Source organism: Aestuariimicrobium sp. Y1814 (assembly GCF_050113895.1).
Lineage (GTDB): Bacteria > Actinomycetota > Actinomycetes > Propionibacteriales > Propionibacteriaceae > Aestuariimicrobium.
Genome location: NZ_JBNJRW010000001.1, coordinates 450,225 through 462,814 on the forward strand (window position 1 = coordinate 450,225; position 12,590 = coordinate 462,814).

The following is a 12,590-nucleotide window of genomic DNA, read 5'->3' on the forward strand; positions in this document are numbered from 1 at the left end:
AGCTCAGGCCCCGCGCGCGCTGCGGCCGTGCGGTGAGCGCCACCCGTCGATGGTGAGGTTGAACTTCTTGACCAGTCGGGTGGTGAAGGGTTGTTCGGTGAGCCGGGCCAACAACAGGTCGTGGGGGCCACGGCTGACCGTGACCCTGCTGCCCGGCTGCAGGTCGAAGGTGCGCCGCCCGTCGCACCACAGCACGGCCGGGCCGGCGTTGTGGGGCAGGATGTCCAGGTCGACGCGTGAGCGGGGGCTGAGCACCATGGGTCGGGCGAACAGGGCGTGGGCCGACAGCGGCACCAGTTCGATGGCCTCGACGTCGGGCCACATCACCGGCCCGCCGGCGCTGAAGGCGTAGGCGGTGGAGCCGGTCGGGGTGCTGACCAGCACACCGTCGCCGGCCCAGCGGCTGATGGGGCGCTCATCAATGTGGGCGAGCACCTCCAGCATCCGCTCGCGCGAGCCCTTCTCGAGGGAGACCTCGTTGATGGCGAACGACTCCCAGGCCAGTCGTCCGTGTTCGTCGTGGACGCTGACCGACAGGGTGAGGCGTTCCTCGACGTCGTAGCTGCGTTCGGTGACGTGGGTGACCAGGTGGCCGACCTCGGAGGAGTCGAGTTCGGCCAGGAACCCGACGTGGCCGAGGTTGACCCCCAGCAGGGGCACCTCGGGTTCGTAGGCCCACTCGGCGGCCCGCAGGATCGTGCCATCGCCACCGAAGACGACCACCAGTTCGACGTGGTTGGACGACAGGTCGGCGCTGGGCTGCAGGTGGGGGGTGTCGACCAGGTCGGGCAGGGCGCGGGCGCACAGTTCCCACTGTTCGGGCAGGACGATGGTGTCCACCCCGTGGCGCGCCATGCGGGAGATGAACTCGGCGGCCGAGACCAGCGCCTCCTCACGGACGGGATGGATCATGACCGCGATGCGGCGCTCGCCCATGTCGGCTCCCTCCCAGGTTCGTTCCTGCTGATGTCGTGTCCGGCCCTCGGGTGGCCTGCCTGTCCACCCTATCGCCCGTGCTCGGCTGCAGAGGACCTACGCAGCAGCAGGAAGAACTCCTGGTTGCCGGCGCTGCCGGTGATCCTGGCCGGGTGGGGTTCGCTGCTGGCCCAGCCCAGCCGGGCGGCGTCCTCCCGGACGGCCTGGACGGCCTCGGCCTGGAGTTCGGGGTCGCTGACCACTCCCCCGGCGCCGAGGCGTTCGCGGCCGACCTCGAACTGGGGTTTGACCATGACCAGGGCACGTCCGTGGGGGCGCAGCACCGACAGCAGCGGCTCGAGCAGCAGCCGGACGGAGATGAACGAGACGTCGCAGACGACCAGGTCGACCCCGCCGGGCAGGTCGTCGGGGGTGAGGTGGCGCAGGTTGAATCCTTCGACGACCCGCACCCGGGGGTCGGCCCGCAGGCCGGGGTCGAGTTGGTCGTGGCCGACGTCGATGGCGTGGACGAGACCGGCGCCGCGGTGCAGGCAGACCTGGGTGAAACCGCCGGTGGAGGCACCGGCGTCGAGCACCACCGGGGCGTCGGCGAACCAGGTGTTGTCGGGGTCCAGCTCGTCGAGGATGCCGGCGAGTTTCTCACCGGCGCGGGAGACCCACCGCTGGCGTCCGGCGACCTCGACCAGGTCGTCACTGTCGACGGGGGTGGCGCTGCGGATGGCCGGGGTGCCGTTCACCCGGACGACGCCTGCTGCGACCAGGCGTTGGGCGATGTTGCGGGAGGGGGCCAACCCGCGGGCGACCAATTCCAGGTCGAGGCGACGTGCCGGCGTGGTCATGGTCAGCGGCGGGGGGCCGACGGCCGCGGGCCCGGCGAGGGCTGGCCGGGCTGGCCGGGCTGGCCGGGCTGGTGCTGGCCGGGTGCTCCGCGGTCCTCGAGCACGGCGGCCAGCACGTCGCTGACCTGGCTGAGCCGGGCATGGTGCTGGTCGTTCGGGTGCTGGGACAGCTTCCCGAACTCGGCCAGGGCGGCGTCGATGGCCGGGTGTCCCGTCGTGGGCGCTGGGGTGGCCGGCGGGGCTGTCGGTTCGGTCCCGTGTTCGGGGGTGGTCATGGCAGCCGAGCCTACCGCGCGTTCGTCCGGCCGGCCTCGGGCGTGGTGTCGTCGGCCAGGCCGCGGGCGATCATGGCCTCCCCGGTGCGGGTGGCGTACGAGACGGCGTCCACGATCACGGGGGTGACCCGGGCGAACAGGTTGCGGTCGATGCCGCGGGCGCGGGCCGATTCGCCGACCCTGCTGAAGCTGTCGACCAGGTAGGGCACCGAGCGCAGCATCACCATGACGGCCAGGCCGAATCGTTCGGAGCTGAACCCGATCCAGTCCAGTGGCCGGGCGACCCGGACGAGGGTTTCGACCAGGTCCATCGCGGGGGTGGTCATGGTGATGACCCGACCCAGGTAGAACGCGCCGACGATGTTGGCACCGGTGACCAGCGCGTCGACGGGTCGTCCGAACAACAGCGGGTAAGCGACCACCACCGCCACGACCACCCAGAACAGCGGACGCACCCCCAGGCTGCGCCGCAGCGGAATGCGGCTGGCGACCAGCATCGCCACGGCCAGCGTCACCAGCCCGACCGACAGCCAGGGGTTGCGCAGCAGGACCACCGGAAGGGTGGTCAGCGTCAGGATGGCGAACTTGGCGCCCGCCGGCATGCGGTGCACCCAGGAGCCGGTGGGGGTGTACAGGCCGAAGAGCTGGTGGTGGGCCTTCATCGGGCCCCCATCATCGCCTGGTAGCGGGCGATGACCCGCGCCGGGTCACCGTCTTCGACGACGTGGCCGTCGTCGACCAGCAGCACCCGGTCGGTACGGGCGGCGAAGTCGAGGTCGTGGGTGGCGATGATGACCTGCTGGTCGAGGGCCATCAGCGCATCGATGACCTGCAGTCGGTTGCGCAGGTCGAGCAGCGTCGTGGGTTCGTCGGCGACGATGATCGCCGGCTCCACGGCCAGCACGGCGGTCAGGGAGACCAGTTGGCGTTCCCCGCCGGACAGGTCGTAGATGGACGACTGCGCGACGTGGCCGAGGCCCCGCTGCTCGAGCAGCCGCAGGGCCGTGGCCCGGCGTTCGGAGCGGTGGCGGATGCTTCGCCGCAGGCTCAGCTCGACGTCGTCGGCCGGGGTGGACATCACCAGTTGGTGGAGGGGGTCGGTGAACACGAACCCGACCCGGCGGCGCACCGCAGACCCGTCGCGTCGGGTGTCGTGCTCGTCGACGGTGACGCGGCCGGTGCTGGGCAGCGTGAGCCCGTTCAGCAGCCGCAGCAGGGTCGACTTGCCCGACCCGTTGGCGCCGATCACCGCGATGCGGCGTTCGGCGAGTTCAATTGAGGTCGGGGCCAGGATCGTCCGGGTAGTGAGACCACCGGACTGGGCGACCTCCACCTCGAGTCCTGCCCCGTGCAGGACGATCACGGGCGGTTCAGGCAGCCTGGGTGCTGGTGGCGCTGACCCGGCGGCGGGCCGCCAGTGCGGGGAAGGCCTTGTGCACGGCGGTGGCGATCAGGGCGGCCACGACGGTCTTGACGAGGTCACCGGGCCAGAACGCAATGTCGGCCACCAGCGCACGATCGAGCGCGATGGGAATGTTGCGGGCCATGCCCAGGATGCCCAGCGGGTGCACGACCAGGAAGCTGCCGACCAGCCCGGCGACAACCAGCAGGGCGGGGCGCTTCCAGTTGGTGCGGCGCAGCGCGTACCGGGCGAGCAGGCCCACGACGATGGCGTAGATCGGGAAGGAGATCAGGTAGCCCGCCGAGGGCCTGGCCAGGACGGCGATGGTGGAGGCACCCTGCGCGAAGACCGGCAGCCCGGCGAAGCCGACCACCAGGTACAGCAGGGTGGCTGCCGCCCCACGCCACGGGCCGATGATCATGGCCGTGAGCGCCACCGCCAGCGTCTGCAGCGTGATGGGGACAGCATTGCCCGGTAGCGGCACCGCAGGGGCCAGCGAGAACGCGGCGATCAGCGCGGCGAAGACGGCGACCAGCGCCAGGTCCATCACCGGTGAGGTCTTGTTGGTGGACATCGTGGTACTCCTCTTTGACGTGGCTTCTGGTGTGGGCGCCGGGCTCGGCGGCTCAGCCGACCTGGTCGAGCTGGTCGACAGCGGCCTGTCCATCGGCCTCCTGCTGCCAGACCAGCTGCAGCACGGCCCACAGGGCATCGAGTTGGCCCTCACGGTCGGCCGGGACGCCGTCCAGGTTGACCACGCCGTTGACGACGCGTGCAGTGGCCTGGCCGACGACGGCCTGACCCTCGCTGACGGTCGCCTCGCGTGCCGGTGCGAGCATCGCGGCCAGGTCGTGGCCGATGTGGGTGGGGCGTCCGTCGGGACCGGCGGTGAGCAGGTCCTGCTTGCCATGGGCGCCGGTGAACACGAACAGGGAGTCGATGCCCACCCCGACCGCACCCATGATGTCGGTGTCGATGCGGTCGCCGACGAAGAGGGGGCGTTCGGCCCCCAACCGGATCACGGTCTCCTGCATGAGCGGCGGGTAGGGCTTGCCGGCGATGGTCGGTTCCACGTCGACGGCGCTGCGCACGACGTCAACCATCGGGCCGGCGCCGGGCACCAGGCCCTTGTTGGTGGGGCGGTTCTGGTCGGTATTGCTGACGAACCAGCGTGCACCGTGCTGGATGGCGTGGCCGGCGTCCTCGAGCCGGGGCCAGGTCATGTTCGGGTCGTAGCCCTGCACGACGGCGGCCGGGTTGTCGGCGCTGGAGTTCACCACGGCCAGGCCCACCGCGGTGACCTGTTCGGCCAGGGCGCGGGTGCCGACCACCAGGACCGGGGCACCGGCCGGCAGTTCGGCGGCCATCAGGCGGGCGACTGCCTGCGAGCTGGCGACCACGTCGGCCTCGTCCGCCTCGACACCCAACTCGGTGAGGTGCTCGGCGACGGTGGCCGGGGTGCGGGCGGCGTTGTTGGTGACGAAGCCGACGCGAATGTTGCGGCGGCGCAGCTCACTGATCGACTCGGCGGCGCCGGGGATCACCTCGGGGCCGAGGTAGACCACCCCGTCCAGGTCGAACAGGCCGGCGTCGTAGCTGTCAATCAGGCTCATGACTCATCCTTGTCGATTGCTTCGTCGATTGTGTCTTCAGTGGCATTGAGTTCGGTGGCGCCGGGTTCGTCTGTGTCCCCGTTGTCTGCGTCCCCGTCTGCCAGGTCCGTGTCCTCATCGTCGAGGTCGTCGTCCGAGTCCTCTTCCGAGTCGTCATCCGTGTCCTCGTCGAGGTCATCCATCGCGATGATATCGATGTCGAAATCCCCACCAGCACCCTGCCCCCCTGCGCCGAGACGGGCCAGCCGCATGGCGGTGTCGAGCAGTTCCTCGGGGTCGAGCCTGGCTGCGGCCTGGAACTGGTCTGCTGCCTGGTCGAGCTGGCCGCGCTGCTCGAGCAGGTCGGCGGCGGCGTAGTGCAGCCGAGCCCGGGCTTCCTTGGGGCCCTGGCCTGACGTGATGGCGGTCTGCAGGATGCGCAGGGCCTCCTCGACCTGTCCGAGGTCTGCCCGGGCACCGGCCTCGACGATGCTCATCTCCAGCTTCATCGCCGGTTCGAGCTGTGCGCTCGAGGCCTCGCGGGCCAGCCGCAGGGCTTCGCGCGGCTTGCCCAGGGCACGTTCGCAGTCGGCCATCACGGGCAGGTAGTCGCCGCTGCCTGACATGCGGTACAAGGCGCGGTATTCGGTCAGTGCGGTCGACCAGTCGCCGGCGGCGTAGGCGGCCTCGGCGGTCGCTTCCCGGACGACGGGCAGGCGTGCGGCACGTCGCCGGGCTGCCTGAGCGTGGGCCAGGGCGAGCTCGGGGTCCTCGTCCATCAGGGCGCCGGCCATGGCCAGGTGTGCCCCGACGATCGCGGCCAGGTCCTTGGGGAGGCTGCGCAGCTCGGCGCGGACAGGACGCGGAAGGGTCTTCTCGTCGAAGTCGGCGGGAGTGTCCGGCTCGTTGTCCCTGCGCTGCAGGCCGGGACGCTGGGCGCGTTCGAGTTCGCGCACCTGTTCGCGGCTGAGTTCGGGGTCGTGGCCTGGTCCACCGCGGTGGTCGCGGCGGGTCCCGCGATCGTCGCGGCCCCGATCACTGTAGGGACGACGCTCGCCACCGCGGTCGTCACGACCCCGGTCACTGAACGAGCGGCGGTCATCGCGACCTCGGTCCCCGTACGAGCGACGCTCGCCACCACGATCGTCACGCGAGCGGTCACCATAGGGACGACGGTCATCACGACCACGCTCACCGTAGGAACGGCGCTCACCGCTTCCGCCACGGTCGTCGCGGGAACGGTCACCGTAGGGACGGCGATCGTCACGGCCACCACGCTCATCACGGGAGCGGTCACCATAGGGACGGCGATCGTCACGGCCACCACGCTCATCACGGGAGCGGTCACCATAGGGACGACGGTCATCACGACCACGCTCACCGGAGGAACGGCGCTCACCGCTTCCGCCACGGTCGTCGCGGGAACGGTCACCGTAGGGACGGCGATCGTCACGGCCACCACGCTCATCACGGGAGCGGACACCATAGGGACGGCGATCGTCACGGCCACCACGCTCATCACGGGAGCGGTCACCATAGGGACGGCGCTCGGATCGCCCACGATCGCCGGAGGGACGTCGATCGTCACGACCCCGGTCATTGCGTCCGCCGGCGCCGGAGGAGCGGCGGTCGTCATCGCGGCGGGCCCAGGACCGTCGGTCGCGGCCCTGGCCGGCGCCGCGCTGGTCCTCGGAGCGTTCCTGGGGATCGGTCATGGTAGTCATCCTGCCCTACGTGGAAAGAGTATGAAAACACCCCCTGGTGTGTCCCGATCAGGGGACTCACCAGGGGGTGTGTTGAAGTCCGGCAGCGTCCTAGTCTCCCACAGGATCCCTCCTGCAGTACCATCGGCGCTGAAAGGCTTAACTTCCGGGTTCGGAATGGAGCCGGGTGTTTCCCTTTCGCCATGGCCACCGTAACACTATGGAGATATCAACCAGAACCCCTGCCAGCCAGACCCACAAGGGCCGGCCGGACCGGGTGCTTGGTTGTTCCTCGAGAACAACACAGTGGACGCGTAGCATCTTTGTAGACAAATTGAGTGTGAGGGACAAGCCCTCGGCCTATTAGTATCGGTCAGCTCCATGCCTCTCAGCACTTCCACATCCGACCTATCACCCGGTGGTCTGCCGGGGGCCTTACCAGATTCATCTGTGGGAACCCTCATCTTGAAGCGTGCTTCCCGCTTAGATGCTTTCAGCGGTTATCACTCCCCAACGTAGCCAACCAGCCGTGCCCTTGGCAGGACAACTGGCACACCAGAGGTTGGTCCGTCCCGGTCCTCTCGTACTAAGGACAGCCCTTCTCAAGATTCCTACGCGCGCAGCGGATAGGGACCGAACTGTCTCACGACGTTCTGAACCCAGCTCGCGTGCCGCTTTAATGGGCGAACAGCCCAACCCTTGGGACCGACTACAGCCCCAGGATGCGACGAGCCGACATCGAGGTGCCAAACCATGCCGTCGCTGTGAGCGCTCGGGCAAGATCAGCCTGTTATCCCCGGGGTACCTTTTATCCGTTGAGCGACGGCGCTTCCATGTGCCACCGTCGGATCACTAGTCCCGACTTTCGTCCCTGCTCGAGGTGTCCCTCTCACAGTCAAGCTCCCTTGTGCACTTACACTCAACACCTGATTGCCAACCAGGCTGAGGGAACCTTTGGGCGCCTCCGTTACCTTTTGGGAGGCGACCGCCCCAGTCAAACTACCCATCAGGCACTGTCCCTGATCCAGATAATGGACCTAGGTTAGATAACCAGAACGACCAGAGTGGTATTTCAACGATGACTCCACGAACACTGGCGTGCCCGCTTCAAAGTCTCCCACCTATCCTACACAAGTCGTCCCAATCACCAATACCAAACTATAGTAAAGGTCCCGGGGTCTTTCCGTCCTGCTGCGCGTAACGAGCATCTTTACTCGTAATGCAATTTCGCCGAGTTCATGGTGGAGACAGCGCCCAAGTCGTTACTCCATTCGTGCAGGTCGGAACTTACCCGACAAGGAATTTCGCTACCTTAGGATGGTTATAGTTACCACCGCCGTTTACTGGGGCTTAAGTTCAGTGCTTCGCTCACGCTGACACTTCCCCTTAACCTTCCAGCACCGGGCAGGAGTCAGTCCGTATACATCGTCTTACGACTTGGCACGGACCTGTGTTTTTGGTAAACAGTCGCTTGGGCCTGGTCTCTGCGACTTTCAACGCATCAGCCAGCAAGTGGCATCACGTATCCAGTCCCCCTTATCCCGAAGTTACGGGGGCATTTTGCCGAGTTCCTTCACCATGATTATCTCGATCGCCTTGGTATTCTCTACCTATCCACCTGTGTCGGTTTGGGGTACGGGCGGCTAAACAATACTCACGAAGCTTTTCTAGGCAGCATAGGATCACCCAGTCACAGACCAAAGTCTGCTCCCCCTCATGTCTCAGGCACACGCATGGCGGATTTACCTACCACACACCCTACACACTTAGCCCGGGACAACCATCGCCCGGGATGGGCTACCTTCCTGCGTCCCTCCGCAGCTTGCCTACTAAAGCATTGGGTCAGAGAGTCAGCACCATCACCCCGAAGGGATCAAATGCCTTCCGTCCTTAGCATCAACTCATTCGACACTTGCTCGTTTTCGCCGGTACGGGAATATCAACCCGTTGTCCATCGACTACGCCTGTCGGCCTCGCCTTAGGTCCCGACTTACCCAGGGCAGATTAGCTTGACCCTGGAACCCTTGGATATTCGGCGGACGGGTTTCTCACCCGTCATTCGCTACTCATGCCTGCATTCTCACTCGTGTGCACTCCACCACCAGGTCACCCCGCAGCTTCACCGCACACACGACGCTCCCCTACCCATCCACACACCTGGACCCAAAAGGGTCAGGTACACGCGTGAATGCCACAGCTTCGGCGGATAACTTGAGCCCCGCTAAATTGTCGGCGCAGAATCACTTGACCAGTGAGCTATTACGCACTCTTTCAAGGATGGCTGCTTCCAAGCCAACCTCCTGGTTGTCTCCGCGACTCCACATCCTTTTCCACTTAGTTACCACTTAGGGGCCTTAGCTGATGATCTGGGCTGTTTCCCTCTCGACTACGAACCTTATCGCCCGCAGTCTCACTGCTGCGCTCTCACTTACCGGCATTCGGAGTTTGGTTGATTTCGGTAAGCTTGTGGGCCCCCTAGACCATCCAGTGCTCTACCTCCGGCAAGAAACACGCAACGCTGCACCTATATGCATTTCGGGGAGAACCAGCTATCACGTAGTTTGATTGGCCTTTCACCCCTATCCACAGCTCATCCCCTCGGTTTTCAACCCAAGTGGGTTCGGGCCTCCACGAGGTCTTACCCTCGCTTCACCCTGGCCATGGATAGATCACTACGCTTCGGGTCTAGAGCATGCGACTCAACGCCCTGTTCGGACTCGCTTTCGCTACGGCTCCCCCACACGGGTTAACCTCGCCACACACCACTAACTCGCAGGCTCATTCTTCAAAAGGCACGCCGTCACCCCGAAAGGCTCCGACGGATTGTATGCGATCGGTTTCAGGTACTATTTCACTCCCCTCCCGGGGTACTTTTCACCTTTCCCTCACGGTACTTGTCCGCTATCGGTCACCAAGGAGTATTTAGGCTTAGCGGATGGTCCCGCCAGATTCACACGGAATTTCAGGGGTTCCGTGCTACTTGGGAAAACACTCAGGAGTGACGAACTTACGTTTACGGGAGTCTCACCCTCTACGCTCGGCCTTCCCAGACCGTTCAACTTCACCCATCATTTCTAACTCCCTGCCAGGATGACAGTCCCGACTGAATGCTCCCACAACCCCGCACATGCAACGCCTGCCAGCTCTCACACACGCACGGTTTGGCCTCTTCCGCTTTCGCTCGCCACTACTCACGGAATCACTATTGTTTTCTCTTCCTGTGGGTACTGAGATGTTTCACTTCCCCACGTTCCCTCCAACTGCCCTATATATTCAGGCAGAGGTCGCCGGACATGACTCCGGTATTCCAGGTTTCCCCATTCGGAAATCCTCGGATCACAGCTCGTTTACCAGCTCCCCAAGGCTTATCGCAGGTTACAACGTCCTTCATCGGCTCTTGGTGCCTAGGCATCCACCGATCGCACTTAGTAGCTTGTCCAACAAAAAACAAAAATCTACAAAGATGCTCGCGTCCACTGTGAAGTTCTCAAACAACAACCGAGCCCACCCCCACACCCCCCAACAACCAGGGACGTGCAGACCATGGTCCGCCAAGAAACACAACCACACACACCCACAAGAAGTGTGAACGGTCGGCCCCTCAGGACCCAACAACGTGTCCAGGACCCATAACTGACACCGTCGACTTCCACACCCAAACCCACCAGCGTCCGAAGACGAAACGAGTTGGGCAGTACTGAACGAACAGCATCACCACAGATCCGCAGGTCAATGCTCCACAAAGTGCCTGCGCCGGCCGGGAACACACGCCCCGGAACCAGCACTTGGACCAAACACCCCTCAAGAGGTGGTGCCGGCCAAACAGACTCCTTAGAAAGGAGGTGATCCAGCCGCACCTTCCGGTACGGCTACCTTGTTACGACTTAGTCCTAATTACCAGTCCCACCTTCGACGGCTCCCTCCACAAGGGTTGGGCCACCGGCTTCGGGTGTTACCGACTTTCATGACTTGACGGGCGGTGTGTACAAGCCCCGGGAACGTATTCACCGCAGCGTTGCTGATCTGCGATTACTAGCGACTCCGACTTCATGGGGTCGAGTTGCAGACCCCAATCCGAACTGAGACTGGCTTTTTGGGATTCGCTCACCCTTACAGGTTCGCAGCCCTTTGTACCAGCCATTGTAGCATGCGTGAAGCCCTGGACATAAGGGGCATGATGACTTGACCTCATCCCCACCTTCCTCCGAGTTGGCCCCGGCGGTCTCCCATGAGTCCCCGGCATTACCCGCTGGCAACATAGGACGAGGGTTGCGCTCGTTGCGGGACTTAACCCAACATCTCACGACACGAGCTGACGACAGCCATGCACCACCTGTATACCGACCCAAAAGGGGGCACCCATCTCTGAATGTTTCCGGTACATGTCAAACCCAGGTAAGGTTCTTCGCGTTGCATCGAATTAATCCGCATGCTCCGCCGCTTGTGCGGGGCCCCGTCAATTCCTTTGAGTTTTAGCCTTGCGGCCGTACTCCCCAGGCGGGGTACTTAATGCGTTAGCTACGGCACGGAGAACGTGGAAGTCCCCCACACCTAGTACCCACCGTTTACGGCGTGGACTACCAGGGTATCTAAGCCTGTTTGCTCCCCACGCTTTCGCTTCTCAGCGTCAGGAAAAGTCCAGAGAACCGCCTTCGCCACCGGTGTTCCTCCTGATATCTGCGCATTCCACCGCTCCACCAGGAATTCCGTTCTCCCCTACTTCCCTCTAGTCAACCCGTATCAGAAGCAGGCTCAGGGTTAAGCCCTGAGTTTTCACTTCTGACGCAATCAACCGCCTACAAGCTCTTTACGCCCAATAATTCCGGACAACGCTCGCACCCTACGTATCACCGCGGCTGCTGGCACGTAGTTGGCCGGTGCTTCTTCTCCTACTACCGTCACAAAAAGCTTCGTCATAGGTGAAAGCGGTTTACAACCCGAAGGCCGTCATCCCGCACGCGGCGTTGCTGCATCAGGCTTGCGCCCATTGTGCAATATTCCCCACTGCTGCCTCCCGTAGGAGTCTGGGCCGTATCTCAGTCCCAGTGTGGCCGGTCGCCCTCTCAGGCCGGCTACCCGTCGAAGCCTTGGTGAGCCACTACCTCACCAACAAGCTGATAGGCCGCGAGTTGATCCAAGACCGCAAAAGCTTTCCACCCAACCCCATGCAGGACCAGGTCATATCCGGTATTAGCAGCTGTTTCCAACTGTTATCCCAGAGTCAAGGGCACATTACTCACGTGTTACTCACCCGTTCGCCACTCGTGTACCCCGAAGGGCCTTACCGTTCGACTTGCATGTGTTAAGCACGCCGCCAGCGTTCGTCCTGAGCCAGGATCAAACTCTCCGTTGAAAAATATCGCCAAACACCAACCACCCAAAGGCAGCCAGCATCACGACGTCAACAAGTTCGATGCCCAGCAAAAGAAAACCAAGCTGGTCTTCAACTGTCCATCAATCAAAGGAACCCAAACCACACCCAAAAGGCATGGCACGGGAAAAAACACACCCCAACCCCACCACCACAAAGATGGCACAGTCAGGATGCAAAAATAAAACTATGCATTGACTTTAGACACGCTGTTGAGTTCTCAAGATCCGACCGCGTCCCACACCTCAACCCTCAAATCCGAGAGCCTCAGCAAGGGGCAACCTGAAAAACACTACCGATCCACCCGCAGGCTGTCAAACCCACCGGCCCACCGGCCACCCCCAACCCCGAGCCACTGAAAACCAGTGAAACCCCTAGCCAGGAGCTACTTCCGCTGCCTCGCGACAACCTCAGCAACACTACCCGGGCCCCCCACCAGAGTCAAATCCGGCTTCCGACCCACACCATCCGG

The 12,590-nt window shown here is 63.9% G+C and carries 8 protein-coding genes and 3 rRNA genes; all 11 read right to left on the bottom strand.

All coding sequences use genetic code 11. The annotated features are described in order from the left end of the window. Window positions 1-3 precede the first annotated feature (3 nt). Window positions 4-936, bottom strand: coding sequence for an NAD kinase (locus ACQE3C_RS02215; RefSeq protein ID WP_434537551.1), 933 nt, complete (start codon window positions 934-936; stop codon window positions 4-6). 68 nt (window positions 937-1,004) lie between these two features. Then, on the bottom strand, window positions 1,005-1,775 hold the full coding sequence (locus ACQE3C_RS02220) for a TlyA family RNA methyltransferase (RefSeq protein WP_434537552.1): 771 nt from the start codon (window positions 1,773-1,775) through the stop codon (window positions 1,005-1,007). Between the two features lie 2 nt (window positions 1,776-1,777). Further along, a complete protein-coding gene (locus ACQE3C_RS02225; protein WP_434537553.1) occupies window positions 1,778-2,050 on the bottom strand; it encodes a hypothetical protein in 273 nt (90 codons plus the stop codon). Window positions 2,051-2,061: 11 nt separating this feature from the next. Further along, on the bottom strand, window positions 2,062-2,712 hold the full coding sequence (locus ACQE3C_RS02230; RefSeq protein WP_434537554.1) for an energy-coupling factor transporter transmembrane component T family protein: 651 nt from the start codon (window positions 2,710-2,712) through the stop codon (window positions 2,062-2,064). Continuing rightward, window positions 2,709-3,413 carry an energy-coupling factor ABC transporter ATP-binding protein gene (locus ACQE3C_RS02235; RefSeq protein WP_434537555.1) on the bottom strand — a complete coding sequence of 235 codons (705 nt, stop codon included), beginning with the start codon at window positions 3,411-3,413 and terminating at the stop codon, window positions 2,709-2,711. The genes ACQE3C_RS02230 and ACQE3C_RS02235 overlap by 4 nt, the downstream gene beginning before the upstream one ends. A gap of 7 nt (window positions 3,414-3,420) precedes the next feature. Next, complete coding sequence (locus ACQE3C_RS02240; protein ID WP_434537556.1) at window positions 3,421-4,026, bottom strand: biotin transporter BioY; 606 nt, start codon at window positions 4,024-4,026, stop codon at window positions 3,421-3,423. A gap of 52 nt (window positions 4,027-4,078) precedes the next feature. Continuing rightward, window positions 4,079-5,065: an HAD-IIA family hydrolase gene (locus ACQE3C_RS02245; protein WP_434537557.1), complete on the bottom strand. Its 987-nt coding sequence runs from the start codon at window positions 5,063-5,065 to the stop codon at window positions 4,079-4,081. Continuing rightward, on the bottom strand, window positions 5,062-6,759 hold the full coding sequence (locus tag ACQE3C_RS02250) for a hypothetical protein (protein WP_434537558.1): 1,698 nt from the start codon (window positions 6,757-6,759) through the stop codon (window positions 5,062-5,064). The genes ACQE3C_RS02245 and ACQE3C_RS02250 overlap by 4 nt, the downstream gene beginning before the upstream one ends. Before the next feature lie 86 nt (window positions 6,760-6,845). Further along, a 5S ribosomal RNA gene (gene rrf, locus ACQE3C_RS02255) occupies window positions 6,846-6,962 on the bottom strand. Between the two features lie 128 nt (window positions 6,963-7,090). Then, window positions 7,091-10,186: ribosomal RNA gene (locus tag ACQE3C_RS02260) — 23S ribosomal RNA — on the bottom strand. A gap of 396 nt (window positions 10,187-10,582) precedes the next feature. Further along, a 16S ribosomal RNA gene (locus ACQE3C_RS02265) occupies window positions 10,583-12,100 on the bottom strand. Together the 16S, 23S and 5S rRNA genes form the textbook arrangement of a ribosomal RNA operon. Window positions 12,101-12,590: the final 490 nt, after the last annotated feature.